Origin of the sequence: Chryseobacterium sp. SN22 (assembly GCF_008329705.1) — a bacterium.
GTDB lineage: Bacteria > Bacteroidota > Bacteroidia > Flavobacteriales > Weeksellaceae > Chryseobacterium.
The window spans coordinates 1-14,343 of sequence record NZ_VTSX01000030.1 but is presented as its reverse complement, the minus strand read 5'-3'; the positions used below and the strand labels follow the sequence as shown (position 1 = coordinate 14,343).

Sequence of the window (14,343 nt, the reverse complement as noted above, 5' to 3'; positions counted from 1 at the left end):
TGTATTGGTTAGCTAAAACATATTCTATCATTCCGTTTCCGGACTGACTTATCGGGATAAACGTGCGATTGAGGTACGTTTTGAAAGTGAAAACTTTGGGGTTTACTGGTGATAAAATTCTATAATATTATCTCTGAAATCCTCAGTCCGTAACGGTTTCCTACCGGTAAATTCCGGTGCTTTGGTTCCGTTTTCAAGCTTCAGGTTTTCATTTTTAATAATGATAGCCTCATCCCAAAGATTCCCGTTAATAAACTGCTGCAAAGTAAACCTTCCGCCCTCGATAATCACCGACTGGATCTGCTCTTTATATAAGGCCTCCATCAGTTCCTGCAGGAAATTTTCTTTTTTAATTTTAATAAAATGAATATGCCCCCGGATTTCTTCCTTCACGGAATTGATCACGATGGTTTTCGCCTCCTGATTAAAGATGCTGAAATCTGCAGGAACTTTCAGGTTAAAATCAATCAGTATCCTCACCGGATTGACGCCTTCCACATTTCTTACCGTAAGGGAAGGATTGTCATTAAGCGCGGTCTGGCTTCCTACCAGGATGGCGTGTTCGTCGGCTCTCAGCTGATGTACAAACTGATTGACTATAGGATTCGAGATGGCCGTCGGCTGGAAATCCTTATCCAGGAAACCGTCAGCTGACTGTGCCCATTTCAGGATGATGTAAGGCCGTTTTTTTTCATGATAGGTAAAAAACCTTTTATTTAATTCAATGCATTCTTTCTCTAAAATTCCCGACACTACTTCGATGCCGGCGTCCTGAATGATTTTTTTTCCTTTTCCGTTGACCTTGTCGTGGGAATCCATGGCTCCGACCACGACTTTCCTGAAGCCGAGTTCTTTTATTTTTAAAGCACACGGCGGCGTTTTCCCATAATGCGCACAAGGTTCCAGCGTTACATAAATCGTCGATTCGGGAATCAGGGATTTGTCCTGCACTGATTCGATGGCATTGATTTCCGCGTGGTTTTGCCCGGCTTTATGGTGATAGCCTTCCCCGATAATTTTACCGTTGTGTACGATCACGCTTCCTACCAAAGGGTTGGGGTAGGTGTGGCCCAGGGCTTTCTTAGCCAGCTCAATTCCTCTTTTAATATACAATTCGTCCTGCATAGTCCATGAAAAAAGCGAAGTCAAATGGTTTGCTCCGCTTTTAAGATTTAAGATTATTTTTTATTCTCCGGCAATAATATTGTGGAGATTTTGTTTCAGGCTTTCCAGATGCGCTTTTTTCTCGTCGATCGAATCGTAGGTATCTTTCAGCAGCGGGTTTTCTCGGGATGGATTCTTGAAGAATGCCAGGTTGTTTTCCAGTTTTACGATTTCCGCTTCAAGATCGGAGATCTGGCTCTTCATCTTTCTGGCTTTATCGGTCAGCTGGTTTTCAGAAAGCCCTTCTTCTTTCAGCTCGAATTCATTGATCTTGTTAAGCTTCAGCTTTTCCCTCAGCGTTTTGTTGAATTCGGTGTTAATGGAGATTTTATCCCTCGGCACTTTCCCGATGTTGTTCCAGGCCGTTTTGATGGCTTCAATCCTTTCGATGCTGCCTTCTTCATTGCTGACGGTTTTCAGATCTTCAAGAATCGCTTTCTTCTGCTTGTAATTTTCTTTCCAGTTGTCGGTAGAGGCATTGCTTTTCTCGCGGTAATTGTTGAAGAATGCATTGCAGGCGTCACGGAATTCATCCCAGATTTTGTTGGTCATGCTCTTGGGAACGTGGCCGATCTTTTTCCAGTCTTCCTGGAGCTTTTTAAATAAAGGAACGGCGATATCCCATTCTTCGTTGTTCTGGTTGTCTTTGGCAGTCTGGATCAGTTTTAATTTTTCTTCCAGGTTAGCCTGCTGGGAACCCTTTAACGATTTATAATAGGTGTTTTTTGTCGTGTTGAAATTTCTGAGCGTTGTTTTGAAATCATTCCAGTTCTGGTTGGAGAGCTTTCTCGGCACACTTCCGGTTTTCAGGAATTCGGTACGGAGGTCTTCCACTTTCCGGATAGCGTTCTGCCAGTAATTGTGGTTCGGGTTTTCCGCCGGCTCAGACAGCTTTTTGATGTCGGCGATAATCTGGTTTTTCTTTTCAAGATTACCGGCCTGTTCGGTTTCGATGGCTGCCGAAAGCTCGGATTTCCTTTCGTGGATCTTATTGGAGATTTCCTTGAATTCTTCCCATGTCTTTTCACGGAATTCTTCCGCTACCGGCTCCGCTTCTTCTTTCCAGAGCTTGTGAAGGTATTGGAGTTCGTTCAGTGCTTTCTGGATCACCGGCTCATGCTCCAGCTGGCGGGCACGCTCGATGATGTGCTGCCTTTTTTCCAGGTTATGGCTGTATTCCTGCTCCAGGAATTCTTTATTCAGATCCAGCATCTGATAAAACTGGTTCAGGTGATGGAAATAGTTGTTGTTCAGGATCCTGAATTCGGATTTTGCCACCTGCCCGGCGTTGGACCAGTCTTCCTTGATCTCACGGATGGATTTGAAAAGGTTGGTTCCCGGCTCGGAATTGGTGTACAGGTTTTTCAGCCTTTCGATGATGCTCTGGCGGTGGTCGAGGTTTTTCTTCTGCTCTTCCTCCTGGCCTTTCTGGAAATCATCATGTTTTTCCCTGAAAATATTTACCAGAGCGGAAAACCTTGCCTGGGAAGGATGCTCGTAGCTGAAGGTTTCCGGTGCATTTCCGGCATCGGTATACTCGTGCTTTTTGTCTTCCACTTCATCATGGATGTAATGACTTGCTTTTTCTTTCAGCTGATTGAATTTTTTGAAATCTTCACCGGCATTCGGTGCATTGATGATTTTTTCCATTTCTTTCAGCGCATCAGCCAGGGAGAGTTCTACCTCTTCGTGCTCTTCTTCATGTTCCGGCTCTTCATGCGGGGTGTTTTCATCCTGGGATGCAACATGTTCTGATGTTTTTTCCTGAGGGATTTCCTGATCGTTCTTGTTTTCCTCGTTCTCAGAAAGATTGTTTTCTGTAATCATAGCAAATCGTTTATGTGAGTGGCATTATAATATCCTCTAAATATATGGCTAAAAAGCCAAATACAATACTAAGTTAAGTTATTTTTTTTGAAAATTCCAAATTTCCCAGGCTTTTTCTGCCTGTTGTTCGAGCATATAATAGCCGTTCACGGTTTTGGCTCCTTTTTCGGAAGCGTTGATGATGAATTTCGTATAATTCGGGTTGTAAATTAAATCGATGATCAGGTGGTCTCCGGTAAGGCCGTCGAAAGGAAAATCCAGGCAGTCTTCCACGTTGGGGAAGGTCCCGACCGGGGTGCACTGTACAATAATCTGATGCTGGGCCACTGTTTCCTGATCAAGGTTTTCATAATTGATTTCCGTCGTCCGCGAAACGGTAAGGGAAGGGATTCCCTGTTTATCCAGCACATATTTCACGGCTTTGGCTGCTCCGCCGTTCCCTAAGATAAGCGCGGAACGTTGATGCGGCTTTTTATGGAGCATCAGCGTCTTTTCAAACCCGAAGGCATCGGTATTATAGCCCGTTTTTTTGCCGTTTTCAATCCGGACACAGTTGACGGCACCGATTTTCTGTGCTTCATTGCTCAGCTCATCCAGGTAGTCGATGATTTTTTCCTTGTAGGGAATCGTAACATTGAATCCCAACAATTCCGGGCTGGCCAGAAGGGTTTCTACCTCATGGACTTCCGGGAGATCGAAAATGCTGTAGGAATAGCCTTTCAGCATCAGCTTCTGGAATTTATCTTCAAAATACTTCTTGGAAAAGGAATAGGAAATGTTTTTCCCGATCAGCCCTAATTTTTTATTGGAATCCATACCCTAAAAATAAAAAAAAGACCGGATAAAACCGGTCTTCAGGATGAAATATTTCTTAAATCTTAGTCTACGATGAATTTCGCAGCAAAAGCATCGGTTTTCAGGATGTAATTTCCTTTTACCAGGCCTTTAAGATCGATTTTATTGGAATGTTTGAAAGGATGCTCAATGGTTTCGATCAGTTTTCCTGAGAAATCATAGATCTGTGCTTTTGAAATCCGGCTCAGGTTTTCTCCTTTTACAAACAGCTCATTGTTTTTTACCGGGTTAGGGTAGATGCTGAAAGACGGTTTGTCTTTCGAAATCTCCGCAGTTCCCAATGCACTGTAGCACGTCCAGCTCAGATCATCAATAGCAATCCGTTTGTCATTTTGATTGATGATCTTAATAACGGCATTGTTAGGAACATTGATGTTGCTGATCGTTGTCGTTGTGGCTGAACTGCTGAAAGGAATCGTCCCTGCATTGTTTCCGTTGATCTGTAACGTCAGGGTTCCTGCCGTATCGGAAGAGAAGGGAAGCCTCGTCGTAACCGTTAAAGAACCGACCCCTCCGGAAACCGTAGAGCTCGTTAAGCTTCCGTTTTTGATAGTAATGGCCTTGCCGGTGATCGTCTGATCCGTTCTGGCATCCGTCGCCGTCCAGGTAATATTGTTGTTGGTCCATGTCCGGGTCGTATAATTTGTGGCGTTGGCCGGAATGTTCTCAAAGTCTTCCGTTCCGCAGTTTCCTCCCGGCTGTCCGCCGGCAAGGGTGGTTCCCGGAGCGGTGTTGCTGGCTGCAGAAGCATTTCCTGCCGCATCTTTTGCAATGATGTAGAAGTTATAGGTCGTGGATGGGTTCAGGCCGGAAACGGTAGCCGTGGTTCCTGTAACAGTCGCATAGAAAGTTCCGTCTTTATAAATGTCATACCCCGCCACTCCCACGTTATCGGTAGCAGCTGTCCAGCTCAACGAGATGGAATTGGAAGAAGGGTTGCTGGTAATTAAATTAGAAGGAGCGGTCGGTGCCTGGGTATCGGCAACCGGTGTTCCCCAGATCTGGGCCACATATTCAGGGTGATCGATATAAGGGTTTCTGTTTCCCTGATAATTGTAAGATGCATTGTTTCTGGCAATTTCAGTCGCTGAAACGGGATCTGCCGCATGCCATGCCAGCAGCTGGTTCAGTTCCCAGTCCTGTAACCCCGGAAAAGCCGAACCACCCAGCATATTCCCCGAACTAAAGCCGGAAAGCTGAGTTTCATATCTTGTTACGAAATACAGGATCATCCGGGCGACGTCACCTTTGAATGCGTCGATCGGCTCGAAAACCGTCCCCGAGTATCCCGGAGAAACGGAAGTTCCTAATTTGGATCCGTTCTGGGAAGTAAAAGAGGCGGGCCCTACTTTCCCGAAAGGATAGTTTGATCTCATCCCGTTTACTTTTCCGTCCGTAGCACGGATGAAATGGATATCCGATTTCATAGGGAAACCTTCATTGAACAAGCTTTGTGGTACTACATGCTCCCTGTTGTAGCAATCTCCTTCGTTGCTGTAGCCTGACCCACCGCACTGGGTACTGCCATAGGTAAAGTTGTAAGGGTCTGTACCGTTTGGATTTTCGGAATAAATATCCAGGATCGTGTTGTCGTTTTCATAGCCCGGCATGGAAATGTTGTCTCGGTCTGTAGTCTGGTATCCGCTCCAAAGCCCGCTGTAACCGTGGTCTACGTGTCCGTTGGTGATGATCTGTTTAAGCTTGCTTTTTAAAGCTGCTCCGGTAAGGCCCGTTGTGCCGTCATAATAACCGGTTGGAATCTGTGCAAACGCACTGGCGAATGCAAAAACCAGTAAAAAAGGGAATAAATGTCGTTTCATTTTTAAAAATTGGGGCCGTAAAGGTACAAAAAAATGAAGACGGAAGATGTTAATTTTTAGTAATATAGTCTTTGCTGATCTTTGAGAATACCCAGGAAATGCCAAACCCGAAAAGGGAAGCGGTAAGGGCTACGATCAGGTAGTTTTTGCCGACGATTTTTACCGGGAAAGGAAGGCTTTCATTCGCCTTGAAGAATTCCGTGTACTGCTGGAAATAGCAGAGGCCGGTGCCCAGGATTAAACCGGAGATGATTCCCAATACCACGATCAGGATCCCGGTATAGAAATAGACCTGGCGCAGATGGCTTAACGGAAATCCTAAGGAAACCAAAGATTTTGCCTGTTCCTTTTTATCCAGCTGAAGGATAATGATGGCTCCGGCCAGATTAAAAGTCGTAATGAAAATAACCAGGGCGAAAATTAAATAAATGAACAGCTTTTCGGTGTTGATCATTTTCCAGAACGCGGCGTTTTCCTCCTGCTTGGTCTTGATTTCAAGCTGTTTTCCGGCAGGTATTTTTTCACCTTTGAGGCTGCCGCCGAGAGAAGTGGTAAGCTGCTGCTTTACGGCATCGGCATTTTCAGGATTTTTAAGCTTGATCACGATCTGGTAAGCCGAATGTTTCGGCAGGCTGAGCAGTTCCTCTGTGAGTTCGATCGGGGCAATAATATAGTTGTCCAGTTGGTCTTTTCCGGGGAAAAGTCCGGTAACCAGAATGTCTTTTTTATTGTAGATGTCTTCTTCCTTATTGATGATCCCGGTTCCCGGCTTCGGCATGAATACCGTCGCATAGCCGTTCTCCGTGGCTACCGGCACGGACAGCCGGATGTCCAGCGAATTTTCCATCAGGACTTCATTGGAGTACTTGAATCCTGGATAAACACCGAAGAACACTTCTTTATCGATGGGATTCACTTTGGTATAGGCCGAATCAACACCCCGCAGGTAGGCAATGTCGCCTTTGCCGTTGAAGCTGATGTAGACTTTTTCTTCGATCACCCTCGAAAAATGGCTGATCTCCTTGTTGTTTTTCAGAACGGAGGTGATCCGGTCCAGGTCTTTCAGGGTTTTCCCGGAAGTGCTTTTGATGGTAAGGTCGGCGTGGAGGTTGGAGATCAGGTCTTTGTTGAGATCTTCCAGCCCCGAAAAAACGGAGATGATGACAAACATTGCCGTTACGGCTACCGTCATCGCACCCACCGCCAACCAGGTAATAAAGGTCACGGCCGTGCTCCCTTTTTTTGACAAAAGGTAACGGGAAGCAATATAAAAAGCAATGTTTTTCAAGGTTTAAAGAATCGGATTATCGCCTTCGCCTCTCAGTTCGCGCTCCAGCTTTTCAACATCGTCCAGCGTTGTATCCAGGTAAAAATTGAGATTCGGGATCACACGCACCTGCTTCGCCATTTTCTGGCCGATGAAATTCCGGTACTGCGCTTTGTTTTCGTCAATCTCCTTCATCACCGCCTTGCGATGCTCCTGCGGGAAGATGCTTAAATAAATCTTGGCAATGCTGAGATCCGGCGTTACCTTTACATCCGAAACCGTTACCAGAATGCTCTGCTTGCTTTCTGATGCCTGCTTGCGGAAAAGTTCTGCGAAATCTTCCTGTATGATCTGGGCTACTTTTCTTTGTCTGTTACTTTCCATAATTTCTGCAAATTTAGTACTTTTGTTTGAATTGCTGCCCCGAAATTCGGCGGCTCTTTCAAAATTACGACTTAATTTATTTTATTCTTTATGAAATTAGAACATATCGGTATTGCCGTACAATCCTTAGGGGTTTCCGACGAACTTTTTGCGAAACTGCTGGGAAAGGAATCCTATAAAAAAGAATCGGTGGAGCGGGAAGGCGTGACCACTTCCTTCTATGCCGCCGGCGAGAGCAAAATCGAACTTTTGGAAGCGAGCCGGGAAGACAGCCCCGTTTCCAAATTCATCGGCAAGAAAGGGGAGGGCATCCACCATCTGGCATTTGGGGTGGACGATATCGCGGCCGAAGTGCAAAGACTGAAAAAAGAAGGCTTTGAATTTATCTCCGAAGAACCCAAAGAAGGTGCTGATAATAAACTCGTTGTCTTCCTTCATCCCAAATCCACCAACGGCGTCCTCGTAGAATTGTGCCAAGAAAAACCCTAAATAATTTTGTAGAAACAGAAATTTTACTATTTTTGCAATCACAAAATTTAACCAAATTTTTGAGGTCCTATAGCTCAGTTGGTTAGAGTCCCTGACTCATAATCAGGTTGTCCTTGGTTCGAGCCCAAGTGGGACCACGTTAAAAAGCATCTACTGTTGTAGGTGCTTTTTTGTTTGTTGGTATTTATATCTGAAACTTTTATTAAAACCATAAATAATTGTTTATAAAACATTTTTAAATTGCTATTTCATATTTCTGAAAAATTTATTAAACTTGTATCAACAAAAAACAAAAACTAATGAAATGAAAAAAAAATTATTTTTCAGCCTGCTTTTATGCTTTTGTAGTATAGGCTTTTCACAAATTCCGAATTTCCCTACGCCTCAAACTAGTGCACCATCTGCTGCCGTTAATATTCCGCATTTTGTGAATATGTCCGGCAGTAGTATTAAGAATGCAGCTCATATTCCTAGTCCTGGCAATGTATTACTGAAAAAACAAAACCAAACTTTAATACAGGAAACTCAGAAGAGCATCAATGCTATGAGTAAAGAGCAGCAAAAGCCACTTTCTTCGGATAATGAAGAAAAAGAATTTTTACAGAATTTCCGGTTACCTTCTCTGGCCAATAAAGAAGGAGCACCAGCATATCATTCTGCTTTTAAGAGCCTGTCCAAGCTTAATCCTGAAGATTACTCTATTGCAGATGCCACATTTTTCGTAGAAAATGCCTTTTACGATAATGATAAGAAATTTCAAAGCATGTATCAGGATTATATCCGGAAAGCAAGTGATATTATCCGAAATAAAATCAGGCAGCAGAACATTGACGATGATGATAATGCATCAAAGAATTTAACCTTATTCCAATACTTTTCAACGGATACCAGACAGAACGGCAAAGTATTGCATAAAGCCGTCAAGTATGATTTTGATGATTATTGGGGCACTAAAGATTATTCCAAAATGTTTGTATCCAAGCTGATGCGGACCAATACCGGCCAATGTCATTCAATGCCTTTGCTTTACCTGATTTTAGCTGAACAAATTGGTGCCAGGGCTTCTCTGGTAATGTCTCCGAATCATTCCTATATACGTTTTAATGACAACGATGGAGAACCTTTGAATATTGAGCTGACTAACGGAATGTTTACGGCTAATTCATTTGTCCTTAATAATGGTTATATAAAATCCGAAGCTTTACAAAATAAGCTCTATATGCAGAGCCTGAGTAAAAGGCAGCTATTGTCACAAACTTTTGTTGATCTGGCAAGCGGATATATCCATAAATTTGGATACGACGAATTTGTAGGGGAAATTTTAAATAAAGCCCAGGAGCTTAATCCTCATAATATCAATGCTGTTCTTTGGGAATCCAATCTCAATCAACAGCGTTTCGAAAAATCCTGTGACCATCTGGGTATTAATCCACATAATAAGGAAGAGTTGCAGAAAATTAGCAATTATAAAGATCTGGTTCTGCAACTGGATAATATCAACGGGCAGTTTGATTTTATAGACCGCTCAGGTTTTGCACAAATGCCGGCGGAGCAATATGAAAAATGGCTCGGATCAATACAGAAAGCAGAGAATAAGCAACTAAATGATGAAATTTTAGAAAAGATAAAAGCTGTTGAAGCGCAAAAAAGAAAACAACAAGAAATACAAAAAAAACAGAGAATAACCCCGAAAAAGGAAGCCCCAAAAGTTTACCTGATTCCAGTACTTACTTAAAAACTAATGAAATGAAAAAATTATTATTTTTTACTGCTTTAGCAGTAACAACCTTATCGCAGGCACAGATAAAAAGGAAAACTACAAAACCCAAAATAGAAAAAGAATGGCTTAATCCTGTCAAGCTGACAAAAGAAGAACGGAGCCGACCTTATATGAGTGAGGTTCTGAAAACAAAGGATTCTCTGACACCGAAAGAAGCTGAACGCAGAAGGAAAAATATTGCAGCCGGAAATCCGTTTGCGAAATACGGTTATTATCCGAAAGTCGCTACATTAAGCAGAGGGAAATATCTGGAGTTCCACGATAAAGATTCTATTGTGATCATTGGTTCGGTAAAGTACAATACAAAGCAGCAAAAAGTAATTGAAGTATTGGATATCGACTTATCTGACCCGGATGCGCAGCCTATCGGTGACACCCACGGAAGATGGATGAGTCCCGACCCTTTGAGTGAGGAGTTTTCAAGTTGGTCGCCTTATAATTTTGTGTTTTCTAATCCTCTGAAGTTTACAGATCCTACAGGTATGGCTCCGGAAACTGATTTTATTGATGTTTTTTCAGGTAAAAAAACACACATAGAAGATGGAAAAGACCAAACTATAGTAGCTACTACAAACGAAATTAATACAGCAAAAAAAGATTTTAAAAGCGACAGAGCTGCTTATTTTGATAAGTTAGAAAAAAAAGAAAATTCATCTGCTAATTTGCATTTAACATCCAGAGAATTTAACTTATTGGCCCAGACTCTATATGCAGAAAGTTCAGGCAGTTTTTTGGAATCTTGGGGAATTGTAAATGTTCTGAAAAATAGAGCAGCAAATCAAGGAAATAGCTTAATGGACCAGCTTTCTGATGAATCTCCTTATGGAGTTTATGGAGTTAGAAAAACTGATAACGGTTCGCAAAGCGGTTATAAATATTCTTACTCCAATGAAACAGGTTCTGATGCAGATGCGAAGCGTAATAATATTCATAGAGCTATAGCGCATGCAATATATAGTAAGACTGATCTCACGAATGGAGGAACCCATTGGGATGGAGTTGATTTTAAATCGGGTGGAGGTCACAAAGCGAGATATTTACAAGGATATCTATTTACAAATCCTTCTCACGACTTATTTAATCAAGGTAATTACAAAGTGAACGGACAATATAAATTTCAATCAACGAGTGCAATTGGCAATACAACTTTCTCAAGATACATAAACCCAGGAAAAAGATGGTACATTTCAAAATAACAATACAGGCCTTTATTACTGCCATAATCTTAATAGGCTGTACTAACAAAAATAAATTGACAGAACTAGATCTTAAAGCCGCGAATAAGCTCGATTTTAAGACCTATCAAAATCAATATTGTTTTGGGGATGTTTATAAACAAATAAACATTAAGTCGTCAGCGAATTCTGACTATTACAATGTTGATACTACAAAAATTTTCCAATTTTTAGATACATCAGGAAATAAGCCTGCAACCGATAATTTTAGGGACTTTGTTTCTTACACTACAGATACACGTTTTTACTTGCTAAGAAATGGTGATAAAGACGCAGTTGTAGCCATCGGGCAATCTTCCGGCGCTTCTGCACGTGGTGCAGACTATTGGAATTACCTTTGCTATCTGGTACCGGAAAGAAAAGAATTAAAATTTACGTCCTTAATTAACAGTCCGTTTTCTTTGTTCATATCCAACAACTCTTTGAATTATGTTGAAGTCGCAGATAATATTCCAAGACCGGCAAGTGGGGAAGTTGTAAAGCTGGATTACACACCGCTGATTACGGATACTTATGATACTGAAAAAAATAGATTGGCTCATTTTGAGATGAATTGCCCTAAATAGCTTTATGTGCATAATGAGTTACATCACTAACTTCAATGAAAAAGTATGAATTTTAAAATAACAGTGCTGGTACTTATACTTTTTTGCACAGGTATCAAAAGTCAAAGCAACCGGTTTTATTCTGATGCTTATCAAACCATTGACAATATGCTCAACGATAAACAGAAGTACAGCTTCAGGGAAGGCGTATATGCTGTAGAAAATGCGTACTATCAGGGCAAATTAGATACCGTTGAACTAAACGGTAAAGTCAGATTTCTTAGAAATTTCTGTTTGACCTTACTAAAAAACAGAAAGCTTAATTATTCTGAAAAGGATGAAAACAAAGTAAATAAGTATGCGGCAATTTATTCGGTGATGTGTGAAGCCACTCCGGTTATTGTAAACAACGATACGATAAGATATAAACCGTTTACTTACGACTTTGATGATGTTTTTGGACATCGGCAACCGTCTAATCTTTTTGTTTCGAAACTATTGGATACCCAGAAAGGCAACTGTAATTCTTTGCCTTATCTCTATAAGATTTTGGCTGAAGAACTGGGCGTGGAGGCTAACCTGGCACTCGCACCCAATCATATCTATATCAAGCACCATATAAAATCTTTAGGCTGGTACAATACCGAACTCACAAGCGGGATATTTCCGCAGGATTCCTGGCTTATGGCTTCGGGATTTATCCATTTGGATGCTATCCAGAACGGCGTTTTTATGAAGGCCTTAAGTAATAAAGAAAGTCTGGCTTTGTTGCTGGCAGATCTTGGAAACAATTATAACAAAAGCTATCCGGATAATGGTGGCGATTTTCCCATAAAATGTGCTGAACGTGCCATACAGATAGATCCTTATCTGGCGAATGCCCTGTTGTTGCAGGCAGAAACCCACAAAAGATTGTTTCAGCAGATAATGAAAATGCATAACACAAAGGATATCCAGTCTGTATTAAGCGATCCGAAAGCAAAAGAACTATTTGACCGGATGAACAAGGAATATGCCCATATACATAAGATCGGCTACCGAAGCATGCCGGAAGGGATGTATCTCGACTGGTTGGTCACTCTTAAAACCGAAAGGACCAAATATGAAGATACGAGATTGAATAAAGTCCCTGACTTATAATCAGGTTGTCTTTGGTTCGAGCCCAAGTGGGACCACGTTGAAAAGCACTTACATTTGTAGGTGCTTTTCTGGTTTTATTAAAGCTGTTTTTCCAATAGTTTACAATACCTTATTAAAGTTTGATTTTGTTATCTAAAAAGCATACAATTTGTTTACAACTTTTAAGTTTTGGATTGCATATTAAATCACATATTTTAATTACTTACGGTAAAAAAATTGAAGATACCATTATTCAAATTTGCTGATGATCATACCATTATTAAAGATTATTACAAAGATGGGAGTTTCTGCAGAAATAATACATAAAATATGAATATTTAGAACTTGTATTGTCCTTATACGTAAGGCAATAATAGCAGTATATAGATATATATTTAGATAGAAATTTGAATGCTTTTAATTTTACTAAAGGTATTCAACAAAGTCTCAATGGTAATTCTGATTATTATTGGTTTTTGAGTTAAAAAACTTGCCTCTTATGGGAGGCAGTTTTAACTTGAGAATTGATTTTTATAATGGTCTACAAATGCACAAGTTGGATATTGTTCATTAAAAAACCTATTTATTGCTAATCTATATATTATATCTTTTGTAATTGTATTAAAATTGTGTTTAATCCTTATATAATGATTGATTATTCTGCAACAAAAGTCAGCTAAGAGATGGCCAAAACAATGTTTTAATGTATTTATTTTATTTTTATAAGCGTAATTTCTAACAGTATTAACTTTTAATGATTTTAATAAAATTCTATCTTCAATAACATCTTTTTTTACACTTGGAAAAGTATCAAGGTTGCTACAGTCAATACAAAATAAAATACCAGATTTTCTTTCAAAAAAGGATAAATTTTTCTTGAATAAATATGCATCACAAAACACCCCCAGTTTTATATCGCTTATAAAACGATTAAACCCATTATTGATATAATTTTCATCAACATTTGTAGATGTTATTTCCTTTAACACGTCTATAACTGTTTTAGCATTCCAAATATCATTTTCATAACTATAGCCGTGGGTGTATAAAATATTAGGATGCAATAATCTTTTATTTAAGATTTCATCAAATTCATTATCCATTGCTATATATATATTTCTAATTTGTCCTAAAATTAGATCATCTGCAATTTCTTTGAGAGTTTTTTTTGAACCTATAGATTTATACTTAAATTTCTTTCCGTTTATATTATTATCAAAAATTTTTGACCAAAAAGATATATCTTCACTGTCAGAAGTGTAATTATCAGAACTTTCAAGAATATCGTCTTTACTAAAACTATTTTTTCCTCCTTCCAAATACACAACGTAATCAACATTGTAAAAATGAAATAAGTTACTTATTCCATTACGTGTCCGTCTAAATCCTTCCATCTTTAAAGCTTTTTTCAATATTAAAAAGTTTGTCAGAATAATCAGAAACAATGTCTGGAGAATGTGTCGCAAAAATAATTTGAGAATTTGGATTTATGCTTTTTAAGTTTTTCACTAATTTTTCTTGCCAATCAATATGTAAAGAAAGTTCGGGTTCATCTGCAATATAAATATGAGGATTTTCGCCTTGTAATACGGCCTGTCCAAAGATTATTATTAATTGTTTTTCCCCAGAGCTTAATTTAATTAAAGGAAATACCTTCCCACTTTGTGTTTCAATCATTAATTCATTTTTTTCATTAATGAAGACGGTTTTTCTTATTAAAAGACTGTTAAGCAAAAACATAGCCTAAGGTATCATTCACATCCGGACCTGCAACGTTCTGCACCTGTTCCATGGTTCTTATCGGGGTATCCAGCCACGGACCTACATTTTCCTTCATTTTAAAATCGATTCCCATCGC

At 40.1% G+C, this 14,343-nt stretch carries 14 protein-coding genes, 1 tRNA gene and 1 pseudogene; 7 read left to right on the top strand and 9 right to left on the bottom strand.

From position 1 onward, the window contains the following. Positions 1-102 precede the first annotated feature (102 nt). From ribD to rbfA, 6 genes are all read right to left on the bottom strand, one after another. The gene (gene ribD, locus FY557_RS17740) at positions 103-1,125 is read right to left on the bottom strand and encodes a bifunctional diaminohydroxyphosphoribosylaminopyrimidine deaminase/5-amino-6-(5-phosphoribosylamino)uracil reductase RibD (RefSeq protein ID WP_149248583.1); all 1,023 of its coding nucleotides are present in this window, start codon (positions 1,123-1,125) and stop codon (positions 103-105) included. Between the two features lie 60 nt (positions 1,126-1,185). After that, positions 1,186-2,991: a DUF349 domain-containing protein gene (locus FY557_RS17735; protein ID WP_149248582.1), complete on the bottom strand. Its 1,806-nt coding sequence runs from the start codon at positions 2,989-2,991 to the stop codon at positions 1,186-1,188. A 78-nt stretch (positions 2,992-3,069) separates the two neighbouring features. Further along, the gene (locus FY557_RS17730) at positions 3,070-3,807 is read right to left on the bottom strand and encodes a shikimate dehydrogenase family protein (protein WP_149248581.1); all 738 of its coding nucleotides are present in this window, start codon (positions 3,805-3,807) and stop codon (positions 3,070-3,072) included. A gap of 62 nt (positions 3,808-3,869) precedes the next feature. Further along, positions 3,870-5,666: an endonuclease gene (locus FY557_RS17725; protein WP_149248580.1), complete on the bottom strand. Its 1,797-nt coding sequence runs from the start codon at positions 5,664-5,666 to the stop codon at positions 3,870-3,872. A 49-nt stretch (positions 5,667-5,715) separates the two neighbouring features. Then, positions 5,716-6,954, bottom strand: a complete 1,239-nt coding sequence (locus FY557_RS17720; RefSeq protein ID WP_149248579.1) for an ABC transporter permease — start codon at positions 6,952-6,954, stop codon at positions 5,716-5,718. A gap of 3 nt (positions 6,955-6,957) precedes the next feature. After that, positions 6,958-7,317 (bottom strand): 30S ribosome-binding factor RbfA, encoded by a 360-nt coding sequence (rbfA, locus tag FY557_RS17715; protein ID WP_149248578.1) that lies wholly within the window; start codon positions 7,315-7,317, stop codon positions 6,958-6,960. A 90-nt stretch (positions 7,318-7,407) separates the two neighbouring features. Between rbfA and mce the strand changes: the two genes are divergently transcribed. From mce to FY557_RS20655, 7 genes are all read left to right on the top strand, one after another. After that, on the top strand, positions 7,408-7,806 hold the full coding sequence (gene mce / locus FY557_RS17710) for a methylmalonyl-CoA epimerase (RefSeq protein WP_149248577.1): 399 nt from the start codon (positions 7,408-7,410) through the stop codon (positions 7,804-7,806). Between the two features lie 63 nt (positions 7,807-7,869). Continuing rightward, a tRNA-Ile gene (locus tag FY557_RS17705) sits at positions 7,870-7,943 on the top strand. Positions 7,944-8,110: 167 nt separating this feature from the next. Then, entirely contained in the window at positions 8,111-9,541 is a 1,431-nt protein-coding gene (locus FY557_RS17700) for a hypothetical protein (RefSeq protein WP_149248576.1), read from the top strand. 11 nt (positions 9,542-9,552) lie between these two features. Continuing rightward, positions 9,553-10,782 (top strand): hypothetical protein, encoded by a 1,230-nt coding sequence (locus FY557_RS17695; protein WP_149248575.1) that lies wholly within the window; start codon positions 9,553-9,555, stop codon positions 10,780-10,782. 56 nt (positions 10,783-10,838) lie between these two features. Then, the gene (locus tag FY557_RS17690) at positions 10,839-11,387 is read left to right on the top strand and encodes a hypothetical protein (RefSeq protein ID WP_149248574.1); all 549 of its coding nucleotides are present in this window, start codon (positions 10,839-10,841) and stop codon (positions 11,385-11,387) included. A gap of 147 nt (positions 11,388-11,534) precedes the next feature. Beyond that, positions 11,535-12,506 carry a hypothetical protein gene (locus tag FY557_RS17685; RefSeq protein ID WP_228451828.1) on the top strand — a complete coding sequence of 324 codons (972 nt, stop codon included), beginning with the start codon at positions 11,535-11,537 and terminating at the stop codon, positions 12,504-12,506. Positions 12,507-12,868: 362 nt separating this feature from the next. Further along, positions 12,869-12,970 (top strand): DUF3871 family protein, encoded by a 102-nt coding sequence (locus tag FY557_RS20655; RefSeq protein WP_149248612.1) that lies wholly within the window; start codon positions 12,869-12,871, stop codon positions 12,968-12,970. Between the two features lie 27 nt (positions 12,971-12,997). Here the strand turns inward: FY557_RS20655 and FY557_RS17675 are convergent, their stop codons facing one another. The 3 genes and pseudogenes from FY557_RS17675 to FY557_RS17665 all read right to left on the bottom strand — a co-directional run. Continuing rightward, positions 12,998-13,897, bottom strand: coding sequence for a DUF4435 domain-containing protein (locus FY557_RS17675; protein WP_149248572.1), 900 nt, complete (start codon positions 13,895-13,897; stop codon positions 12,998-13,000). After that, positions 13,866-14,225, bottom strand: a complete 360-nt coding sequence (locus FY557_RS17670; RefSeq protein ID WP_149248571.1) for an AAA family ATPase — start codon at positions 14,223-14,225, stop codon at positions 13,866-13,868. Before FY557_RS17670 ends, FY557_RS17675 begins: the two co-directional genes overlap by 32 nt. Then, positions 14,218-14,343, bottom strand: a pseudogene (locus FY557_RS17665) (uroporphyrinogen decarboxylase family protein); the annotation flags it as partial. The pseudogene FY557_RS17665 and the gene FY557_RS17670, both read right to left, overlap by 8 nt.

What these genes read in the sequence shown, in the direction of transcription:
- ribD (WP_149248583.1), bottom strand. Translation starts at nt 1,125, where the DNA reads ATGCAGGACGAATTGTATATTAAAAGAGGAATTGAGCTGGCTAAGAAA.
- FY557_RS17735 (WP_149248582.1), bottom strand. Translation starts at nt 2,991, where the DNA reads ATGATTACAGAAAACAATCTTTCTGAGAACGAGGAAAACAAGAACGAT.
- FY557_RS17730 (WP_149248581.1), bottom strand. Translation starts at nt 3,807, where the DNA reads ATGGATTCCAATAAAAAATTAGGGCTGATCGGGAAAAACATTTCCTAT.
- FY557_RS17725 (WP_149248580.1), bottom strand. Translation starts at nt 5,666, where the DNA reads ATGAAACGACATTTATTCCCTTTTTTACTGGTTTTTGCATTCGCCAGT.
- rbfA (WP_149248578.1), bottom strand. Translation starts at nt 7,317, where the DNA reads ATGGAAAGTAACAGACAAAGAAAAGTAGCCCAGATCATACAGGAAGAT.
- mce (WP_149248577.1), top strand. Translation starts at nt 7,408, where the DNA reads ATGAAATTAGAACATATCGGTATTGCCGTACAATCCTTAGGGGTTTCC.
- FY557_RS17700 (WP_149248576.1), top strand. Translation starts at nt 8,111, where the DNA reads ATGAAAAAAAAATTATTTTTCAGCCTGCTTTTATGCTTTTGTAGTATA.
- FY557_RS17695 (WP_149248575.1), top strand. Translation starts at nt 9,553, where the DNA reads ATGAAAAAATTATTATTTTTTACTGCTTTAGCAGTAACAACCTTATCG.
- FY557_RS17685 (WP_228451828.1), top strand. Translation starts at nt 11,535, where the DNA reads ATGCTCAACGATAAACAGAAGTACAGCTTCAGGGAAGGCGTATATGCT.
- FY557_RS17670 (WP_149248571.1), bottom strand. Translation starts at nt 14,225, where the DNA reads ATGTTTTTGCTTAACAGTCTTTTAATAAGAAAAACCGTCTTCATTAAT.